This window comes from Wolbachia endosymbiont (group B) of Chesias legatella (genome assembly GCF_964026945.1).
Lineage (GTDB): Bacteria > Pseudomonadota > Alphaproteobacteria > Rickettsiales > Anaplasmataceae > Wolbachia.
In genome coordinates this window covers 1,375,860-1,395,124 of record NZ_OZ034711.1, presented here as the reverse complement: position 1 = coordinate 1,395,124, position 19,265 = coordinate 1,375,860, and the positions used below count along the sequence as shown (strand labels likewise).

General features: G+C 34.7%; 20 protein-coding genes and 3 tRNA genes. 13 read left to right on the top strand and 10 right to left on the bottom strand.

Features of this window, described 5'->3' with window-relative positions:
• Window positions 1-126: 126 nt before the first annotated feature.
• Window positions 127-537 carry a hypothetical protein gene (locus AAGD65_RS06575; RefSeq protein ID WP_264682694.1) on the bottom strand — a complete coding sequence of 137 codons (411 nt, stop codon included), beginning with the start codon at window positions 535-537 and terminating at the stop codon, window positions 127-129.
• A gap of 204 nt (window positions 538-741) precedes the next feature.
• On the opposite strand from AAGD65_RS06575, the gene AAGD65_RS06570 reads away from it, so the two are divergent.
• Genes AAGD65_RS06570 through ccmE form a run of 8 tightly spaced genes read left to right on the top strand, consistent with a single transcriptional unit; the run spans window position 742 to window position 7,650 of the window.
• Window positions 742-1,329 (top strand): NADH-quinone oxidoreductase subunit J, encoded by a 588-nt coding sequence (locus AAGD65_RS06570; protein ID WP_264682695.1) that lies wholly within the window; start codon window positions 742-744, stop codon window positions 1,327-1,329.
• On the top strand, window positions 1,320-1,628 hold the full coding sequence (nuoK, locus tag AAGD65_RS06565; protein WP_010404075.1) for an NADH-quinone oxidoreductase subunit NuoK: 309 nt from the start codon (window positions 1,320-1,322) through the stop codon (window positions 1,626-1,628). The genes AAGD65_RS06570 and nuoK overlap by 10 nt, the downstream gene beginning before the upstream one ends.
• Before the next feature lie 4 nt (window positions 1,629-1,632).
• Window positions 1,633-3,480: an NADH-quinone oxidoreductase subunit L gene (nuoL, locus tag AAGD65_RS06560; protein ID WP_264682696.1), complete on the top strand. Its 1,848-nt coding sequence runs from the start codon at window positions 1,633-1,635 to the stop codon at window positions 3,478-3,480.
• A gap of 3 nt (window positions 3,481-3,483) precedes the next feature.
• The gene (locus AAGD65_RS06555) at window positions 3,484-4,926 is read left to right on the top strand and encodes a NuoM family protein (protein WP_264682697.1); all 1,443 of its coding nucleotides are present in this window, start codon (window positions 3,484-3,486) and stop codon (window positions 4,924-4,926) included.
• Complete coding sequence (locus AAGD65_RS06550; protein ID WP_264682698.1) at window positions 4,923-6,308, top strand: NADH-quinone oxidoreductase subunit N; 1,386 nt, start codon at window positions 4,923-4,925, stop codon at window positions 6,306-6,308. Before AAGD65_RS06555 ends, AAGD65_RS06550 begins: the two co-directional genes overlap by 4 nt.
• 4 nt (window positions 6,309-6,312) lie before the next feature.
• The gene (locus AAGD65_RS06545; protein WP_264682699.1) at window positions 6,313-7,140 is read left to right on the top strand and encodes a biotin--[acetyl-CoA-carboxylase] ligase; all 828 of its coding nucleotides are present in this window, start codon (window positions 6,313-6,315) and stop codon (window positions 7,138-7,140) included.
• Entirely contained in the window at window positions 7,137-7,274 is a 138-nt protein-coding gene (locus AAGD65_RS06540) for a hypothetical protein (RefSeq protein ID WP_007302385.1), read from the top strand. The genes AAGD65_RS06545 and AAGD65_RS06540 overlap by 4 nt, the downstream gene beginning before the upstream one ends.
• A complete protein-coding gene (gene ccmE / locus AAGD65_RS06535; protein WP_264682700.1) occupies window positions 7,258-7,650 on the top strand; it encodes a cytochrome c maturation protein CcmE in 393 nt (130 codons plus the stop codon). Before AAGD65_RS06540 ends, ccmE begins: the two co-directional genes overlap by 17 nt.
• A gap of 77 nt (window positions 7,651-7,727) precedes the next feature.
• Here the strand turns inward: ccmE and AAGD65_RS06530 are convergent, their stop codons facing one another.
• The 4 genes from AAGD65_RS06530 to AAGD65_RS06515 form a co-directional block, all read right to left on the bottom strand.
• Window positions 7,728-8,192 carry a hypothetical protein gene (locus tag AAGD65_RS06530; RefSeq protein ID WP_264682701.1) on the bottom strand — a complete coding sequence of 155 codons (465 nt, stop codon included), beginning with the start codon at window positions 8,190-8,192 and terminating at the stop codon, window positions 7,728-7,730.
• A 92-nt stretch (window positions 8,193-8,284) separates the two neighbouring features.
• Complete coding sequence (locus AAGD65_RS06525) at window positions 8,285-8,647, bottom strand: hypothetical protein (RefSeq protein WP_264682702.1); 363 nt, start codon at window positions 8,645-8,647, stop codon at window positions 8,285-8,287.
• A gap of 116 nt (window positions 8,648-8,763) precedes the next feature.
• A complete protein-coding gene (locus AAGD65_RS06520; RefSeq protein WP_264682703.1) occupies window positions 8,764-10,212 on the bottom strand; it encodes an MgtE intracellular N domain protein in 1,449 nt (482 codons plus the stop codon).
• Window positions 10,213-10,376: 164 nt separating this feature from the next.
• Window positions 10,377-10,452, bottom strand: a tRNA-Ala gene (locus AAGD65_RS06515).
• 299 nt (window positions 10,453-10,751) lie between these two features.
• Between AAGD65_RS06515 and AAGD65_RS06510 the strand changes: the two genes are divergently transcribed.
• Window positions 10,752-10,824: transfer RNA gene (locus AAGD65_RS06510), tRNA-Lys, on the top strand.
• Window positions 10,825-10,841: 17 nt separating this feature from the next.
• Entirely contained in the window at window positions 10,842-12,095 is a 1,254-nt protein-coding gene (gene nuoF / locus AAGD65_RS06505; RefSeq protein ID WP_064085745.1) for an NADH-quinone oxidoreductase subunit NuoF, read from the top strand.
• 22 nt (window positions 12,096-12,117) lie between these two features.
• On the opposite strand, the gene infC is transcribed toward nuoF, so the two are convergent.
• From infC to nuoI, 3 genes are all read right to left on the bottom strand, one after another.
• Window positions 12,118-12,636 (bottom strand): translation initiation factor IF-3, encoded by a 519-nt coding sequence (gene infC, locus AAGD65_RS06500; protein ID WP_341810923.1) that lies wholly within the window; start codon window positions 12,634-12,636, stop codon window positions 12,118-12,120.
• A 12-nt stretch (window positions 12,637-12,648) separates the two neighbouring features.
• Window positions 12,649-14,550, bottom strand: a complete 1,902-nt coding sequence (gene thrS / locus AAGD65_RS06495; RefSeq protein ID WP_264682705.1) for a threonine--tRNA ligase — start codon at window positions 14,548-14,550, stop codon at window positions 12,649-12,651.
• 185 nt (window positions 14,551-14,735) lie between these two features.
• On the bottom strand, window positions 14,736-15,218 hold the full coding sequence (nuoI, locus tag AAGD65_RS06490) for an NADH-quinone oxidoreductase subunit NuoI (RefSeq protein ID WP_012481971.1): 483 nt from the start codon (window positions 15,216-15,218) through the stop codon (window positions 14,736-14,738).
• 189 nt (window positions 15,219-15,407) lie between these two features.
• Here nuoI and mnmE point away from each other — a divergent pair, with 189 nt between their 5' ends.
• The 3 genes from mnmE (at window position 15,408) to AAGD65_RS06475 (ending at window position 18,035) form a co-directional block, all read left to right on the top strand.
• Window positions 15,408-16,736: a tRNA uridine-5-carboxymethylaminomethyl(34) synthesis GTPase MnmE gene (gene mnmE, locus AAGD65_RS06485; RefSeq protein ID WP_264682706.1), complete on the top strand. Its 1,329-nt coding sequence runs from the start codon at window positions 15,408-15,410 to the stop codon at window positions 16,734-16,736.
• 47 nt (window positions 16,737-16,783) lie between these two features.
• Window positions 16,784-16,868 (top strand) — tRNA-Ser (locus tag AAGD65_RS06480).
• 162 nt (window positions 16,869-17,030) lie between these two features.
• Window positions 17,031-18,035 (top strand): NAD(P)/FAD-dependent oxidoreductase, encoded by a 1,005-nt coding sequence (locus tag AAGD65_RS06475; RefSeq protein ID WP_264682707.1) that lies wholly within the window; start codon window positions 17,031-17,033, stop codon window positions 18,033-18,035.
• Between the two features lie 596 nt (window positions 18,036-18,631).
• Here the strand turns inward: AAGD65_RS06475 and AAGD65_RS06470 are convergent.
• Window positions 18,632-19,066, bottom strand: a complete 435-nt coding sequence (locus AAGD65_RS06470; RefSeq protein WP_341810922.1) for a transposase — start codon at window positions 19,064-19,066, stop codon at window positions 18,632-18,634.
• Window positions 19,023-19,241 (bottom strand): hypothetical protein, encoded by a 219-nt coding sequence (locus AAGD65_RS06465; protein WP_264682469.1) that lies wholly within the window; start codon window positions 19,239-19,241, stop codon window positions 19,023-19,025. The genes AAGD65_RS06470 and AAGD65_RS06465 overlap by 44 nt, the downstream gene beginning before the upstream one ends.
• Window positions 19,242-19,265: the final 24 nt, after the last annotated feature.

Here is a 19,265-nt window from a genome sequence, read left to right as displayed (position 1 = left end):
AAGCCCTATAGACTATAACTTCGTAAAGTTAAACCTATGATCCAAATATTGTAAAGATTTTATTGAATAGAACAGTTTAAAGAATGCTTCACTCAAGTACTACATATTTAAACGTAGGTTTTTTATCTATCTTGTTTTAGTAGCTTCAGGTGTATGTCGAGTAACAACAACTTGATTGAGGTATTGGCTACTAGAGCTTCTGCTTGTTGGGTGGATAGGTGGAGTTTTGAATGGCTTACGATTCAGTTCCTTCATCTCTATTTCCTCAGCTTTAACAGGAAGTTTTTCTGGAACATAGAAGTTATGCATTTCAGGTCGTTCAGTGAGATTTTCATATGTTTCTTTCAACCAAGCTCCGATATCATATATAAACTCATATGCTTCTTCTTTAAATTCTCTCCATGATCTACCTAAACTGGCTAGTGTGTTATTGAAGTAAATTGTCACATGATCTCTTGTGGTGTATTGATAACTTTTGCCATCTAACTTGCCACTTTGCTTATCATAAGTTTTGAAGTAACCAAATATGTTATACATTTTAGCTATTACTGATTATTAATATACATATATTATACGTTAATAAATTAAAATGTCAAGAGTGTTTATTGCATTACTGAGAAAATGCTCTATTTAAAATGGAGCTGAAGCTTGTAGTACAATGTTTTCAAACGTTTAATATAATATTGACTTTACAGCAATAATTACTTTAAGTTAGTAACTATTGTTGCAGTTAAAGTATTAATGCCTTTTTTCTTTTATTCTTTTGCAATTCTTAGCATTTTATCTGCTGTTTGTGTAATTAGCGTAAGGAATCCTGTGCATGCAGTGTTATTTTTAATTTTCACTTTCGTTAACTCTGCAGTGCTTTTTATTCTCCTTGGAGCTGAATTCATTGCTATGATGGTGCTGATAGTATACATCGGTGCAGTTGCAGTGTTATTCCTCTTTGTAGTTATGATGCTCGATATTGACTACATAAGATTGCATCAGGGTTTTGCAAAGCATTTCACTCTTGGTGCTATATTATGTGTTGTGTTTTTTCTAATCATCAGCTTTGTAATTCGCAGTTCAGAACCGAATATAAGCAATGTTATAAACTATAATAACAATAACGTGAAAGCTATCGGTAATTTGCTCTACACTGACTACATGTACGCTTTTCATCTTTCTGGTATTCTGCTGCTTGTTGCAATTGTTGGTGCAATTGCTCTTACTTTGCAGGAAAAGAAAAAAGGAGTTAGAAAACAGAACGTGTTAAAGCAATTGACACAATCTTCATCTGTAAAATTGATTAAGGCTAAATTTGGAAAAGGAGTGGAATGGAAATAGGATTAAATCACTTTTTGATAATTGCTGCTGTTTTGTTCACTATTGGCGTGTGTGGTATTTTCATCAACCGTAAGAGCATAATCAACATACTGTTATCAATAGAAATATTATTGCTGGCGATTAACATCAATCTAGTTGCTTTTTCTGCCTTTATGAATGATATAGTTGGGCAAATTTTTGTGATGTTTGTGTTGACTGTTGCGGCAGCAGAGTCAGGAGTTGGGCTTGCAATATTGGTTGTATATTATAGAAGTCGTGGCAATATAGACGTTGAACAAGCAAATTTAATGAAAGAATGAAAGTATGATGGATATACTGAAATTAATAGTATTTCTGCCACTTTTTGGTTCATTGTTTGGAGCATTTTTTAGAAAAAGTCAGTTAGTTACAACGGCAGGGATTGGAATATCTGCAGTTTTATCTTGGTATGTTTTTCTCACCTTCTCTGAAAATTATCACTTGAGTTTATTTCCTCTATTTTCATTAAGTGTATTAAAAGTAAATTGGGCAATTAGTGTGGATGCTCTCTCATCCTTAATGCTTATTGTTATTACCACCGTTTCACTGGTAGTACATCTCTACTCTATCGGTTATATGGAGCATGATAAGGGGAAGTCGAGGTTTTTTTCTTACCTATCGCTATTTACGTTTTGCATGATTGTGCTGGTTGTAAGCGATAATTTCGTGCAGCTTTTTTTTGGCTGGGAAGGGGTTGGCCTGTGTTCTTATTTACTCATAGGATTTTGGTTCCAAAAATATTCTGCAAATAATGCAGCAATTAAAGCATTTGTTGTGAATAGGGTAGGAGACTTTGCACTATTGATTGGAATCTTTCTTATTTATTATACATTTCACTCTTTGAATTTTACTGAAGTTTTTGACACAACTGATCTTCTTGGCACGCAGAACATTAGGGCATTCTGCTGTGAATTTAAAATAATTCATATAATATGCATATTACTTTTTATTGGCTGTATGGGTAAATCTGCACAGCTTGGTTTACATGTTTGGTTGCCAGATGCAATGGAAGGACCAACCCCTGTTTCTGCACTCATTCATGCAGCAACGATGGTAACAGCAGGTATATTTTTAATAGCAAAATGTTCACCACTTTTTGAATTATCAAGTATTGCAAGGGAATTAATAGTTATTGTTGGTGCGCTCACTGCTTTTTTTGCAGCTACTGTTGCGATTACTCAGAACGATATAAAAAAAATAATTGCTTATTCAACCTGCAGTCAACTTGGTTATATGTTCATGGCATGTGGGCTTTCTGCTTACAATGTTGCTATTTTTCACTTAATGACACACGCTTTTTTTAAAGCTCTACTATTTCTCGGTGCTGGCAATGTAATTCATGCAATGCATCATGAGCAAAACATTCAGAAAATGGGAAATTGCTGGAAGAAAATCCCTTGCACTTACGCTCTCATGTGGATTGGATCTCTTGCGCTTTCTGGAATATTTCCATTTGCAGGTTTTTACTCAAAGGATTTGATAATTGAACATGCTTATAGCACGGATAGCTTTGCTTTTGTAATAAGCTTAGTTGTTGCATTCTTCACAGCGTTTTACTCTTGGAGGTTATTGCTTCTTGTGTTCCATAGCCAAAAACAAAGTAAAATTAATATACATGAGGCACCAAAGATTATGCTTATACCATTACTGATACTTGCTTTTGGATCGGTATTTTCTGGAGTGTGGGGAGCAAATATTTTGAACATAACTAGTAATGCGTTTTGGAAATCAAGTTTAATGGTGATTGATGAGCATGGAGCTCATAATTTCTTTATAAAACTGCTGCCAACCTTAGCGAGCCTAAGTGGAATAGCTCTTGCGTACCTAATTTACCAATATCAACTAATTAGGCAAATTAAGAGTAAATTTTTACTTAAGTTTTTGCAGAATAAATGGTACTTTGATGAGGTGTATGAGTTTGTTATAATTGCACCGATAAGGTTTATATCTAGGCTTCTATGGAAGTTTGATGTTAAGGCTATTGATTCATTTGGACCAAATGGTGTTGTAAGGTTGGTTAATGAATGTTCAAAAAGTTCTATAAAGTTACAAACTGGTTATATATTTGATTATGCATTTGTTATGTTTGTTACTTTAATAATTGGTGCTTTGTATATTATTGGAATTAAATAGAAGGTGTTGTTACTTAGTATATTCTTGCTTCCACTGATAGGAGCGTTAATTTTATCCTCGATCAGGATTAACCATCAATCTATACACCTAAGATTCCTTGCCCTATTTTTTGCTATACTTCCATTTTTGCTTAGCATTGTAGCTTGTATAGGATTTGATTATAACAATGCGGACTTTCAGTTTGTCAGCTATCCAATCAAGAATGTAGGAATAGGGATAGATGGTATATCGTTGCTTTTCCTTCTGCTTACAACTTTCTTGTTTGTAATTTGTATACTCTATAACTGCAAAATGAGTTATACAACCCTTAGGTCATATATGGCATTATTTCTACTGCTTGAGAGTTTTGTAGTCGGGTTTTTCATTTCACTGAATGCTATAAGCTTCTATGTGTTTTTTGAAGCTGTTTTAATACCAATGTTCTTTATTATTGGCATTTGGGGAGGAAAACACAGGGTATATGCAACGTTTAAGTTGTTTCTTTATACATTAACTGGCTCATTATTATTTCTACTTGGATTGGTGTACATCTATAGCACTTTTGGGACGTTTAATATACAAAAATTAGCTACATTAGTGCCAAGCCTTGATCTTGAAGTGCAGTCATTGCTGTGGATTGCATTTTTTATTTCCTTTGCAATAAAAGTTCCAATGTTTCCATTTCACACTTGGCTTCCTGATGCGCATGTGCAATCACCCACTTCTGGATCTGTGATTTTAGCTGGCTTGCTTATTAAAATGGGGGGATATGGATTTTTAAGATTTTCTATTCCAATGCTTCCTCAGGCAAGTTTGTATTTTTCAAATTTCGTTGTTGTGCTGAGCATTATTGCGGTGATATATGCTTCTCTAGTTGCGTTTGCTCAAGATGATATAAAGAAGTTAATAGCTTATTCTTCAATAGCACATATGGGGATCGTTACTGCTGGCCTCTTTTCATTTTGTGAGGAAGGAGTACTGGGTAGCATATTTCAAATGATTAGTCATGGCCTTATTTCTGCTGCTTTATTTTTATGTGTTGGAATGCTATATACTCGAACTGGAACTTTGGAGATTGCAAAATATTTTGGCATAGTAAACACAATGCCAAAATTTGGTTTTATGTTCATTTTATTTTCAATGGCTTCAATAGGGCTACCTGGAACATCTGGGTTCGCAGGTGAGTTTTTGGCTATGGTTGGGATGTTTAAGAGCATAGGGTTTTTTACAGGATTTATCGCACTTGGCACTATTTTAAGCGCAGTTTATATGCTGAATTTATGTAAGCAAATAATATGGGGGGTTAGCTATTCTAAATTATTAAATAACCGCTTGGATAGCATAGAATTTTCTATCTTAATTCTGCTTGCAGTGTTTGTTATTTTGCTTGGATTCTACCCAACCCTTGCACTGAATTATTTGAAGCCATGTATGGCAAATTTGTTAGTCAAATATGATGCGCTATGAATTATATACAGATATTGCCGGAAACGTTCTCTATTATCTCCTCGTTAGTGTTGCTGCTGCTTGGGATTATATTTAACCGCCGAACTATCAACTTATTAGCACTTGGCTGCACAGCGGTAACTTTGATTATTTTAATTATCTCGGCAGAAAACAATGAAATTTTTCTCTTTAATTCGTTGTTAAAACTCAATTTATACATCAGGTCAGCCCAAGGGTTAATTCTCAGCACAGGAATTTTAATACTTTTGATGCTGAATTTATCAAAATATGACTATAAATATGAATTTTCAATACTGATTCTTTTTGCGCTATTTGGCATGATAACTTTGGTTTCAGCAAATAGTCTGATTTCTTTTTATTTAGCTTTTGAGTTGATGAGTATATCTTTGTATGTTCTTGCGAGCTTTAATAAAGATTCAGCTTATTCATGTGAAGCAGGAGTGAAATATTTTACACTTAGTGCACTATCTTCCTGCATTATGCTATATGGAATGTCGCTGCTTTATGGATATACAGGACAAGTCAATTTCTCTGAGCTCGGTTCATTCTTGCAAAACCATCAGATAACTTATGGAATAGTTTTTGGGTTAGTTTTTATCCTTATTGGTTTGTGTTTCAAGCTTGCTATTGCTCCTTTTCATATGTGGGCTCCAGATGTCTATCAAGGTGCACCTACCATAGTAACTGCGTTTTTTTCTACGGCCCCAAAAGCTGCACTTGTAACATTTTTAATTCGATTGATGAATGAAGAGTTAGTAAATGTAAAAAGTTATGTTCAGCCTATTTTCTTATACGTTTCAGCATTGTCTGTGCTTATCTCAGCTTTTGGGGCCTTGCGTCAGCAAAACTTAAAAAGGCTGTTTGCTTACAGTTCAATTGGTCACATTGGTTTTATATTTGCTTCACTTTCTATTTTTACACAAGCAGGAACAGATAGTGCCTTAATGTATTTGGTGATATATATCATCACAAGCATAGGGCTATTCTCATATCTCGTACAAATTGACGATGATGATTGTGATATTGCAAATTTATCTGGTATAGGAAAAAAGCAACCAATTTTAGCATTCCATCTTTCTATACTATTACTCTCGATGTCGGGAATACCTCCACTTGCAGGTTTTATCGCTAAATTTTTTATATTCAAAAGTTTAATAAATTCTGGCTTTATCAGCCTGTCTTTGATCCTTGTAATAGCGAGTGTGATATCATGCTACTATTATTTAAATATCATGAAAGTTATGTATTTTGATAAAGCTAGTGGTAATAAGGTTGCTTATTCTAGGGGTCTATTCATTATCACTTCAGTGGTTTCACTGATCAATCTCATTCTTTTCTTGTATGTAGAAGATCTTGACTCACTCATTAAACTAAAGGGCTGACAAGGTGATCCTTGAAGGTTTTCGTATTTATCATTACAAAGAAGTTCCAAGTACTAATAAAGAAGCATTGGGTTTAATTGAGAAAGGGATATCAAATGAAACTGTCATTATTGCTGATAAACAAACAGAAGGTAGGGGACGCACTGGAAAAAGCTGGATTTCTCCAGAGGGTAATCTCTATGCGAGTTTGATAATTAACCAAGAAACGGATGTCAGCAAATTGACAGAATTGACTTTTGTGACTGCTCTTGCTGTTGGAAATACTTTATTATCGTTAAATTTCTTGAATAATCAAACCCACTGCGGTGTCATTCCAGTGCGTGACACTGGTTTTTCTTCTGGATCCCAGTGTCAAAGCACTGGGATGACAAGAGATCAATTCATAAACGATCTCAATCTTCAACATAAATGGCCAAATGACATTCTAATCGATGGCAAGAAAATAAGCGGAATATTGCTTGAAAAAAAATCCAATTTAAATTGGCTCATTATAGGAATTGGAATTAATGTCAATCATGCACCACTTCCAGGAACAACGTGCATTAGCAATTACGGTGAATCTGTGTCTAACATGGATCTGTTAAAGGAATTAATAATAAATTTTAATAAGCTAAGAAAGCAATGGCTATTTGATGAGTTTTATGCTATACGAGAAATGTGGTTAAAAAAAGCATTCAAAATGAATGAGCAAATCAGTGTAAAGTTAGCTGACAAATTGTATGAAGGAATTTTTGCTGATATAGACAAAAGTGGTAAATTAGTGTTGCAGCAAAAGGATGGAAGCTTAATTTATTTTGATGCAGGTGAGTTATTTATTGGCAGTGCATTATGAATACATATGTAATTTTTGCTTACCTTATTAGTTTCATACTGATTGGTGGAAATTTGATTTTTACCGTTTCTTGCTATACTAAAAGTAAAAAAATTCTAGAAAGCCTGAAAGATAATAATGAAGAAGAAACATAAGCGATTACTTATAACTTCAGGAATTTTCTGCTTTTTAAGTTGTGCAGTTTTTTTTATTTTAACAACGCTCAAAGAAAATATCTCATTTTTCTATACAGTAAGTGAAGCCATAGTCTTGCCAAATAATCAAAAGCCAATCCGTGTTGGTGGAATGGTTGTTGAAAATAGCGTGATACGGAGCGAAAGCGAAGTAGTTTTTCAAATGACAGATTTTAATAAGAGCGTTATGGTGAAATATCAGGGAATACTTCCACCAATGTTTTCAGAAAAAAGTGGTATTGTTGTGCAAGGTAAAATGTTTGATAATAGTACCTTTCTTGCAGATACGGTGTTTGCAAAACATGATGAGAACTATATGCCGAAAGTTTTAAAATAGATTCCCTAATGCAGCTGTATTGAAACGATATGTAGAGAGAGTAACAGCCTGCTAGCAAGCTTTTACTTTCCTAACTACTATAATATATCAGAGTGAGTTGGTGCTTCCCATTCTACGTTATTATGGTCAATTATTGCTCCTTTTAATCTTTCAACTTCGCCCCTTAGGTGATCAAGTTTTTCTGCCCATGTTCTATATTCTTTATTATTATCAATAAATCCATCCTGCTGAATTAACTTATTCAAATGAGATAAACCATTAGCCAATGCTTTACTCATATCAAGAGACTCTTCTCGAAGTTGTTTTATGTTGTTCATAAGTGAGACATTTAAGTCAACAACAAACTTCTCATTTAAATCGTAGATTAACTTATCCATAACTTGATAGACGTAATGAATTGTTGCAATTTTATCTGAAATGTCCTCAAAGTTTGTGGGCTTAACTTCAACTTCTATATTGTCTATTTTTTTAAAGTTGAAATCGCTCATTTGGTTTATTACTTCAAAGTTATTTTCGCTTTCTTGTTTACTGTTGTTACTCATGTTAGCTCCATAAAATTTTAAAATCAACTCAGTTACACTGAAATAGCATGTAAAAAGAGTAACAGCCTGCTGGCAAGCTGTTACTTTTTTTCTTAAATGAACTCAGGGGCATCCATTGGCGGTGGTTCTAATTCGGACTTTAAATCGTTAATTGTCTTTATTAGTCCTTTATTTTCATCACCAACTTTATCTATCAATGTTATAACTTTAGTTTGCTCAGTTTTTAATGTTGTATTTAATATATCAATCATATTATTCATATTGTCAGTTACTTTCCCAATAATATTTTGAACATGGGAGAATGGTGCAGGCTGCTTTAATTGATTTGCTGTGTAAGGTGTTCCACTAGCTGTGAATTTGATGGGATCAATTCTATTCATAATTGGCTTACTTCCTTCACTGTTAATCCCTGCAAGATTCTGTGTGCTATTTTGTACACTGTTGTCGATTGTCATATCTTACCTCCATAGTCATGTAAAAAAATTTAACTAATCCTTAACTATAATAAACAACGTATAAGTTGCTTATCATTGGAATACTTTGCTATAGCTCCAAATCTAGAGCTATTTATCTATATTAACTCATAATATCCTTCTTCCATAACATCATATGGAGAATCCATTGGTGGCGGTGTGATAAATTCTTCAAGCTTTTTGTGTAACTCATTTATCGATTCGCTTTGTTTATCAAACTTCTCTTTTAATGCATCAATGATAGCATTGGACTGATCTTTACTGCTAAGATCACCAATCACAGATATAACTTTCTCGTGAGGCAATTTGTGAATAATATCTTTAAGCTCTTCTGCACCTAAATTATCCAAAAGTTCTTTAAACTGCTCATTAGACATACTATGAGCAAAAGCTTTAAGTTTTTCTGGGTTGTTAGCTAAAGACTTAACAACCATCTGAATCTTATCAGAATCATCAGTTAACTCTCGAGCTACTATTTCAAGTTTCTTGTGGTCTAACTTATTAATTAAATTATGTAATCTATCTCCTTCTAACATTTTTACTAAGATTGGAAGTCGATCTTTTAACGCCTCATTAAAAAGAGTGCTTAAAATTTGCTCAGGTGCATCTTTTATTAGTTCTACAAACTGGTCATTACTCATTGTCTTGATCGCCATCTGGAACTGATCCATTTTAAGGTGAGGGAAAATTTGTTTTACTTGATCTGGGTTAAAGTCTTTTACTAAGTTCGTAACCTGATCCTTATTTAATAAGGGGACTATTATTCCTAACTTTTTTGAATCCAATGTGTGAGTAAGGGCTTGTAATTGATGACAGGTTAAATGATCCACTAAAGCTAGAAATTGTCCATCTGTTAAGTTCTCTGCTAAAACCTTTAGTTGTTCATTTGTTAAGCTCTTTGCTAAAATCTGTAATTTCTCATTATTAAGAATATCGGCAAGAGTCTCTAACTGATTTCCTGTTAAGTTCTTAAAAAAAGTTTTGGCGAACTCACTTGATATTAGTACACTCTTTGGTATCTTAGACGATGTTATATCTTCTATCACCTTTGCTGTATCATGGTGTGGCATACTGTATTGTAATATCTTGTTGTCAGGTGAATCGATTATGTTTCCTTCCTTATCTGAAAAATAATATTTATCGTCACCAAGACCTGATTCCTCCCATGTTAAATATTTGTACTTCAATTCTTCACCTACAAAATCATGATAACCAGTTTTATCTCTTATGCCCCAATTTAATGATAGTTTAACTAATCTATCATTGTCATATGCAAATGAATTACTGTTCTTATAATAACCAGGTTTATCATCTCGAATATATCTGTTTTGTTTTTCTTCTACGCAATACATTCCGAATCTATCAAGAAAATCGCTACAGAATTTTATAGATAATTCTAGCGTATCGTCTTCTTTGCTTAGCGATATAAGCTTGACTTTTTTCATAGATTGAGGATCTTCAATGTTAGAATACGTTTCATATCCACTAGATCCGCATGAAAATTGCTGTCCAGGTACCATCTTAAAGACATGTTTTTTTCCACTCATAAGTATTATCTAATTAATTTAATTATAGCTATTCTAGCATTTACTGATTAATTTATAATTAAATTAGCATGTATTGGAGTCATAATAACAAATATCACTAGAGAATTAGTATAAAACCGCGATAGAATAGATAGGCTGGCTTTATGGTATGTTGAAACCTATATTGGTGGAGGCAAGCGGGATCGAACCGCTGACCTTCTGCGTGCAAAACAGATGCTCTACCAGCTGAGCTATGCCCCCAACTTTTGCTTAAAGCATAAATCACTCAGGCTGAAATGCAAGAAATATTTATTTGTGAGGCTATTGCTAAATAGTGCACAAATTCTGCATTTATGTATAATTCTCTATCTTTTTAGAGTTGTACGTCAGCTTTACCAAATGAATCTTTGAATTAACAAGAAGTTTTCCTTCAAAAATTTTTAATTAAATTATCACTAATACAGTACATTATATAATTTATTTAACCACACATGAAAATTTTAGTTTGATTAAAATGGATAAAAACTATATTACTGTTTAGTATAGCTGAAAAATAAAATGATCCCGTAGCTCAGCCGGTAGAGCAACTGACTTTTAATCAGTGGGTCACGCGTTCGAATCGCGTCGGGATCACTTAGAATCTTAAAAGCATGCTAAAAGAACAGGACAAAATATTCACAAACTTAAATGGTAAAGAAACACCACTACTTGAGGGTGCAAAAAAACGTGGTAGTTGGCAAAAAACAAAGGAATTACTGGATTTAGGATCAGAAAAAATCATTGATGAAGTAAAGAAATCTGGCTTGAGAGGTCGAGGGGGTGCAGGATTTTCTACTGGCCTTAAGTGGAGCTTTATGCCTAAAAATCCTCCAAAAGCATATTTAGTAGTCAATGCAGATGAGTCAGAACCTGGTACATGTAAAGACAGAAACATATTACGATATGAGCCACACAAGCTACTTGAGGGAATTCTTCTGGCTGGCAGAGCGATCAGCGCATCAGCTGCGTATATTTATATCAGGGGTGAATTTTATAATGAACATTTAGTTCTAAAAAAAGCACTTGAGGAAGCCTATAAAGAAAACTTAATTGGAAAAAATGCCTGCAAGTCAGGTTATGATCTTGATGTGTTTATCCATAGGGGTGCAGGAGCTTACATATGTGGGGAAGAAACAGCTCAACTCGAATCCATTGAAGGAAAAAAGGGCTTTCCTCGCATGAAACCTCCATTTCCCGCAGGTGTTGGACTTTTTGGCTGCCCCACTACAATAAACAACGTTGAAACTATATCTATGGTTCCAGATATCCTAAATCGCGGAGGAGAGTGGTTTGCATCTCTTGGTAAACCAAATAATACTGGCACTAAGGTCTTTTGTATTTCAGGGCATGTAAATAATCCATGTAATGTTGAAGAAGAGCTAGGAATTTCACTACGTGAATTAATTGAAAAATATGCAGGTGGAGTGCGAGGAGGTTGGGATAACTTACTTGCTGTAATACCTGGTGGGTCTTCAGTACCATTAATTCCAAAATCTATATGCGATACTATTGAAATGGATTTTGATTCATTGAGAGCTGTACAATCAGGGCTTGGTACTGCTGCTGTAATAGTGATGGATAAATCAACTGACATAATAGCTGCAATAGAAAGATTATCACATTTCTATATGCATGAGTCCTGTGGGCAATGTACACCATGTCGTGAAGGTACTGGATGGATGTGGAGAATTATGAGAAGAATGGTAGCAGGAAATATTAAACCTGGTGAAGTAGATAAGCTACTTGACCTTACAACTCAAATAGAAGGACATACAATTTGTGCGCTTGGCGATGCTGCAGCTTGGCCAGTGCAAGGGCTAATCAGACATTTTCGTCATGTAATTGAAGATAGGGCAGTAACTTAACTTACACTTTTAAGTCGTTTTACTACTTAGCAACCAGAGTTAGAAAATATTGATTTCCTTCCCTTTTAGGTGCTAATTCTACTTTTGCAATATCTTCAGCGTCTCTAATTAGCCGTTCTAATTTTTCCAGTCCAACCTCAGTATTTATAAGCTCTCTACCTCTAAATCTCATTGTGACTTTAATTCTATGTCCATGCACAAGAAAATCCCTTGCTTGACGCAATTTTGTTTCGTAGTCGTGATCACCAATATTAGGACCCAGTTTAATTTCTTTTATAGTTAATGTTTTTTGTTTCTTTTTTGCTTCACTTGCCTTCTTTTTTATATCATACTTTTGTTTGCTATAGTCCAGTATCTTACATACTGGAGGAGTTGAATCAGGTGCGATTTCTACCAAGTCTAAATTAACACTTTGTGCAACTTCCAAAGCTTGTTCTATTGGAACAATTCCGACCATTTCACCACTATGATCAACTAAGCGTACCTCCTTAGCTGTGATGAGTTCATTAATTCTGTTTTTATTGTTCTTTTTGACTTGCAAATTTTAGCTCCATTAATTCAAATTAATAATTTTTAACAGCAATTCAGTAGCATTCTCCAAAGAAAAAGACTCCTGTTTTTCCGATCCTAAATTTCTCACTGACACAGTTTTATTTGTAACTTCATTTTTGCCCATGATCCATAATATAGGTACCTTACTTGAACTATGCAAACGTATCTTATAGCTAATTTTTTCATTGGTCAAATCAGTTTTGATTCTCACACCTTGTTCTTTTAAAACGTTGCTGATTTCTTTAGCATAACCATCAGCCTCATTTGTAATGGTCAGAATAGCAAGCTGTGTTGGAGCAAGCCAAACTGGAAATTTTCCTGCATAATTTTCTATTAAAATTCCAATAAAACGCTCAAAAGTTCCAAGAATTGCCCTATGTAACATGACAGGGTGATGCTTGTGCCCGTCTGCTCCTATATAAAAAGCTCCAAGCCGCTCCGGTAAAATAAAATCAACTTGCAACGTTCCACATTGCCAATTTCTACCTATTGCATCTTTCAAAACAAACTCTAACTTTGGACCATAAAATGCACCTTCACCAGGATTAAGTTCATAACTAAGCCCTGCTTCTTTAACTGCTTCAAGCAGTGCTCTTTCAGCTCTATCCCACACTTCATCATTACCTGATCTAGTATCTGGACGGTCTGAAAATTTCACAGAAATTTCATTGAACCCAAGTTCTGAATATACTTCTTTTAAAAGGTCACAAAACTTTACAGTTTCAGAATTCACTTGTTTTTCCATACAAAAAATATGTGCATCGTCTTGCGTAAAACCACGCACTCGCATCATTCCATGCAATGAGCCTGAGCTTTCATTTCTATGGCATGTGCCAAACTCTGCCATACGTATCGGTAAATCACGATAGCTTCTGGTGTGAGAATTAAAAATCTGCACATGACAAGGGCAATTCATGGGTTTTATTGCTAGCTTTTTACTTTCAGATCCATCAATAATGAACATATTTTCACGAAACTTATCCCAATGTCCCGATTTTTCCCACAGCTCTTTGCTTACTAAAATAGGTGTTTTTACCTCAAAGTAGCCATTGTTCATTAACTTTTTTCTGATGTAAGACTCAAGAACATTATATAAAGTATATCCCTGTTCATGCCAAAAAATCTGCCCAACAGCTTCCTCTTGAATGTGAAATAAGTCCATATCCTTAGCAATTTTGCGGTGGTCACGTTTTTCTGCTTCCTCCAGACGTTTAAGATAAGTATTTAATTCATCCTTATTTCTCCACGCGGTGCCATATATTCTTTGCAACATTGGGCCCTTAGAATCGCCACGCCAGTATGCACCTGCTACTTTCATAAGTTTAAACGCTTTAACTCTGCCAGTTGATGGTGAGTGCGGACCACGACATAGGTCTACAAAGTTGCCTTGTTTATAAACAGTTAGGTTTTCGTTTTCTGGTATTGATGAGACAATATCAACCTTGTATCTTTCACCTATATCACTAAAGAAATCAATTGCCTGCTTACGAGTCCAAACTTCTCGGACGAATCTGTGGTTACTTTTTATAATTTCCTTCATTTTTTTTTCTATTGCAGTAAGATCGTCCGTGGTAAAGGCACGATCTGTAGCAAAATCATAGTAGAAACCATCTTGAATTGTTGGCCCGATAGTAATCTGAGTATTAGGAAAGAGCTCTTTTACTGCCTGCGCCATTATATGAGCAGCATCATGCCTTATTATATCTAAACCCGCTTCGTCACTCAGTTGTATTACCTCTATCTCTGTATCAGATTCAATTTCACGTGAGAGATCATACAACTCACCATTTACCTTAAAGGCAATTGCTTCTCTCAAAGCATCCGGTTGTAATATATCAAAGCCAGTGACTCTACCACTGTATTCTTTTACTTTTTGTTCGGCTAAAAAGGTAACTTTTATCATTCATTAGACCTTTTATCATCCCAGTGCTTGACACTGGGATCCATGTTTCTTTCTTTTCTAGATTCCAGCGTCACGCGCTGGAATGACACCAAAAGGTGAGCTGCTGATCTTTTAGTTAAATAACAGTTGTACAAGAGATCTATTACATACTTGCTGTAAGAAATTTTAATTGTTGACATACCTAGTTAATAATACGGCCTATTCTTTTTTAACCTGAGTGCAATTGCTTCTTCCCAAACTTCACCATTACGCAATAGCTTTTCTTTATTGTACATTAGCTCCTCTCTTGTTTCAGTAGCAAATTCAAAGTTAGGACCCTCCACAATTGCATCAACTGGACATGCCTCTTGGCAAAGTCCGCAATATATGCATTTTGTCATATCAATATCATAGCGTGTGGTGCGGCGACTACCGTCTTCTCTTTCCTCTGCTTCAATAACTATTGCTTGAGCAGGGCAGATAACTTCGCATAACTTACAAGCTATGCATCGTTCTTCACCATTTGGATACCTACGCAGCGCATGCTCACCACGAAACCTTGGACTTAAAGGGCCCTTCTCCATAGGATACCTCAAAGTAACCTTTGGTTTGAACATATATTTTAATGTAATAACAAACCCTTTAATTAACTCTACAGAAGACCAATACCAAGCTAATTTCTTGAGCATAATATTTAAAACTTGTGTCAGTCATTATAAATCATATTATCAGTTTTCAAAATAAATATTTTCATCTGGATGACTTTTGTAGTTTTTCTATACAATATATTTACTAATACTGCATTAATATGAATAAGTAATATAAGCAAAAATTTTTTAGATTAAGTATTTTAAATTGCTAAGTAGTTTATATAAATAATGACAAACACAAATGAAACTATTTTTGCTTTGTCGACCGTATTTGGTAAGTCAGGAGTTGCAGTAATCAGAATTTCAGGCAACTACGCCCTTAAAGCTTTAAATCATTTTCATATTAAGAAAAAAATTAAACCAAGATTTGCTACTTTAGTTGATCTATATGATGATTCCAATCAATTGATAGATAATGGAATAATCATCTATTTCCCTGCTCCAAACAGTTTCACTGGCGAGGATGTTATAGAGTTACAAGTGCATGGAAGCAAGGCCGTCATAAAAATCATCTTGGAGGAATTATCAAGAATTTTCGTTATGGCCAGGCCTGGAGAATTCTCACTTAGGGCTTTTCTAAATGGTAAATTTGACTTAACGCAAATAGAAGGAATTGCAGACTTAATTGATGCTGAAACGAAAATGCAAGCTAAACAAGCGATTAAGCAGATATCAGGAGAATTGGAGAGACTATACAGCAATTGGAGGCAAAGATTGATAACGATACAATCCAAAATCGAAGCATATATAGACTTTCCAGAAGATATTTGGGCAAAAAAAAATGAATTGGAAAAAATTAGTAATGAAGTGCAATCTCTTGTGCAGTTGATACAAGAGCATTTAAATGATAATAGACGGGGCGAAAGGTTGCGTGAGGGTTCACATATTGTAATAACTGGTGAACCAAATGTCGGTAAATCAACTCTGTTTAATTTCTTAGCCAAGCGTGATATTGCTATTGTTTCTGAATATGCAGGCACAACAAGAGATATACTTGAAGCTCATATTGACATTGGCGGATACCCAATCATTCTCTCTGATACTGCTGGAATTCGTGAGAGTTCAGATCCAATAGAATCAGAAGGTATAAGTCGAGCGAAAAAAAGGTCTTTTGAAGCTGATTTAAGAATAGAACTATTTCCTTTTGAACAGCGTCATAATATCAATTGCACCGTTGTAAATAGCGATACTATTTATGTATTGAGCAAAGCTGACGATGTTATCAATAATCACAATATAAAAATTAATGGCATAGATCTTTTACCCATTTCTATTCTAAAGGGAATAGGTACAAACAAATTGATCTCTCTCATAAAAGAGAAGGCAAAGGAAAAATTTGGGCATGATAGAGACACTCCTGTGATTACTCGGCAAAGACATAGGAATCACATGCAGAAAGCACTGGAACATTTACAGCGTTTTAATATCGATAATCCAATTGAGTTGATATCTGAAGACTTGAGGCTTGCTGCATTTGAACTTGGTGCAGTAATTGGAATTATTAATGTTGAGGAAATATTGGATAGTGTGTTTAGTAGCTTTTGTGTAGGCAAGTAAGATTTTTATAGATTGCTTGAAATTAAATATTGTGGTAAAAAAGAGGTGGACGGATGGCCGAGCGGTTTAAGGCACCAGTCTTGAAAACTGACGTACGGAAACGTACCATGGGTTCGAATCCCATTCCGTCCGCACTTACTTCTCAGATTTAAAATGTTAGTTAATTTTTAGAGCTTATTTAGATGGTTCGTAACGCTGTAAATCTTATCCAATTTAGCTACATCTTTTAAAACTTTGTAAATTGACCTTGTTAGCAAAGAAAGCTAATATCTATAAATAGATCACCATCTGAATATGGAAACCGATATCGTAATAATAGGTGCAGGGCCTGTTGGAATATTCACTGCTTTTCAAGCGGGAATGCTTAATATGAGATGTCATGTAATAGATGTTTTGGATCAAGCAGGAGGACAATGCACAGCTCTTTACTCAGAAAAGCCAATATATGATATACCTGGTTATCCTGTAATTACTGCCCAAAAATTAATTGAGCGACTAATGGAGCAAGCTTCACCGTTTGAGCCTGTTTACCATTTAAGTCAAAAAGTGGAAAAGATTTCAAATAACGAAGGTGAAAACTTTACTATCATAACGAACATAGGTACAGAGGTAAAATGCAAAGCCGTTATCATTGCTGCAGGTAACGGAATGTTTGAACCTAACCGTCCACCCTTAAGTGGTATATTAGAATATGAAAATAAATCTGTATTTTATAATGTAAATAAAATTTCTGATTTTCAGGACAAAACTATAGTCATTGCAGGGGGGGGGGATTCTGCAGCTGATTGGACTGTAGAACTTTCTAAAGTTGCAAAGAAAATTTATGTGATACATAGAAGAAAGGAATTTCGCTGCACTCCTGAAACTAGAAATAAATTAGAATCACTTGAAAATAATGGAAAGATAGAACTGGTAGTGCCATATCAATTACACAAACTAGCAGGAGGTGATGGGCAATTGAGCGCAGTGATAGTAAAAAACATTGCCTCTAAGGAAGAAAAAGAAATATCCGCTGATTTTTTGCTGCCATTTTTTGGATTGTCAATGAATCTTGGGCCAATAAACAGTTGGGGTATAGAGTTAGAACATGGCCGCATAACTGTCGACCCAGCTACACTTAGAACCAGTAGAGATAGAATATATGCAATCGGAGATATAGCTACTTATCCAGGCAAACTAAAATTGATACTAAATGGCTTTGCTGAGAGCGCCATGGCTTGTTATCACATATACAAAGTAATTCACAATTCTCCAGTTAATTTTCAATATTCAACTTCAAAGGGAATTCATCGAAATTAAAGAGTAAAGAGATCCATGAACCTGCATGCAGTTATCTCAAGCATAAGGGAATACAAACGAAAAAGATTACTTTACAAATTCCCCCAACTCCCTTGCCATGATAATAAGAGTATTTATCCTTATTTTTGACCTGCAGGCTCAATCAAAAAATCAGTAAAAAACTCAAATATTTATTGGCAAATTACATAAAAATTATAGCGGCTTTTTAAATTTTTTCTACATTCAGCCAAATCACGCTTGTTAGCACATTATCAATTTAAATTATTAAAACTCGTTACACGGGGACTTTTTTGCTTTTTTTTGCTTGGTAAATTTTTTAATATTTGTAGCTAAAGTAATTTTCGAGAGGTGTTATGTAAGTAGCTGACACACAGCTGTACTAGCATTCATTTTTGAAAGTAAATTGCGTAGCAAATGGTGTCATCCGAGTAGCTGACGCTGGGATCCATCTCTTAATACAGCCTCATCAAAAATGTTGTGTTTTAACATACAATTAACTGCTTCTATGCTCATAAACTTAATATCCAATCAAATTTCCTGGATCCCAGTGGGCTTTGTTGCATAGCTCTTCGGATAGTAGGTAACATACAATAAATTCATGAAGCTATCTCAAATTTAGCCATGCCGATTTCAGTAAATTTGTTAAGTAAATAACACTTGAGTAGCAGTTCTCTCTCACGATTAACCTCAGATTTGTTCCTAAAACTAAACCCAAATGTTTGCTTCAGTCGCGAGAAAAAACTTTCTATATAAGATCTCTTCCCATAATTTATCTCTTTTTTCCATTTCTTTATATCATCTTCATCATATGACTTTATGAGCTTGATTGCAGAATTTCTCTCAGCCATATAGTCTAACTTTGGATGCTCTACTGCATTATTTTTCGGAGGGATTTTCGTTTTTATGCCATATTGATTACACAGCTTATAGAGCTTTTTTCTATCATATGCACTATCTGCATATAGTGCTTTTATAGCATATTTAACATCAAATTTTTCCAGCAAATCGCAAGTGGTCGGAATAAACTCCACTACTGTATTTTGCAGCTATAACTTTTTTGCTACCTATCTCCAGCATTACATGTAGCTTTCTTGTTTGCTCATAGCGGCGATACTTTCTGTCTGTACCATTTGCTTTACTATGGCCCGGAATATTATTGTAGATGCTGATAACTGTACTATCTATGGCAATTTCAATATCCTTCATATCGTTTTTGTTAACTCTGCAGTC

Bases quoted from the DNA above. Each gene is read 5' to 3' on its own strand.
- AAGD65_RS06575 (WP_264682694.1), bottom strand. From the start codon at position 537: ATGTATAACATATTTGGTTACTTCAAAACTTATGATAAGCAAAGTGGC.
- AAGD65_RS06570 (WP_264682695.1), top strand. From the start codon at position 742: ATGCCTTTTTTCTTTTATTCTTTTGCAATTCTTAGCATTTTATCTGCT.
- nuoK (WP_010404075.1), top strand. From the start codon at position 1,320: ATGGAAATAGGATTAAATCACTTTTTGATAATTGCTGCTGTTTTGTTC.
- nuoL (WP_264682696.1), top strand. From the start codon at position 1,633: ATGATGGATATACTGAAATTAATAGTATTTCTGCCACTTTTTGGTTCA.
- AAGD65_RS06550 (WP_264682698.1), top strand. From the start codon at position 4,923: ATGAATTATATACAGATATTGCCGGAAACGTTCTCTATTATCTCCTCG.
- AAGD65_RS06540 (WP_007302385.1), top strand. From the start codon at position 7,137: ATGAATACATATGTAATTTTTGCTTACCTTATTAGTTTCATACTGATT.
- ccmE (WP_264682700.1), top strand. From the start codon at position 7,258: ATGAAGAAGAAACATAAGCGATTACTTATAACTTCAGGAATTTTCTGC.
- AAGD65_RS06530 (WP_264682701.1), bottom strand. From the start codon at position 8,192: ATGAGTAACAACAGTAAACAAGAAAGCGAAAATAACTTTGAAGTAATA.
- AAGD65_RS06525 (WP_264682702.1), bottom strand. From the start codon at position 8,647: ATGACAATCGACAACAGTGTACAAAATAGCACACAGAATCTTGCAGGG.
- AAGD65_RS06520 (WP_264682703.1), bottom strand. From the start codon at position 10,212: ATGAGTGGAAAAAAACATGTCTTTAAGATGGTACCTGGACAGCAATTT.
- nuoF (WP_064085745.1), top strand. From the start codon at position 10,842: ATGCTAAAAGAACAGGACAAAATATTCACAAACTTAAATGGTAAAGAA.
- thrS (WP_264682705.1), bottom strand. From the start codon at position 14,550: ATGATAAAAGTTACCTTTTTAGCCGAACAAAAAGTAAAAGAATACAGT.
- nuoI (WP_012481971.1), bottom strand. From the start codon at position 15,218: ATGCTCAAGAAATTAGCTTGGTATTGGTCTTCTGTAGAGTTAATTAAA.
- mnmE (WP_264682706.1), top strand. From the start codon at position 15,408: ATGACAAACACAAATGAAACTATTTTTGCTTTGTCGACCGTATTTGGT.
- AAGD65_RS06475 (WP_264682707.1), top strand. From the start codon at position 17,031: ATGGAAACCGATATCGTAATAATAGGTGCAGGGCCTGTTGGAATATTC.
- AAGD65_RS06465 (WP_264682469.1), bottom strand. From the start codon at position 19,241: ATGAAGGATATTGAAATTGCCATAGATAGTACAGTTATCAGCATCTAC.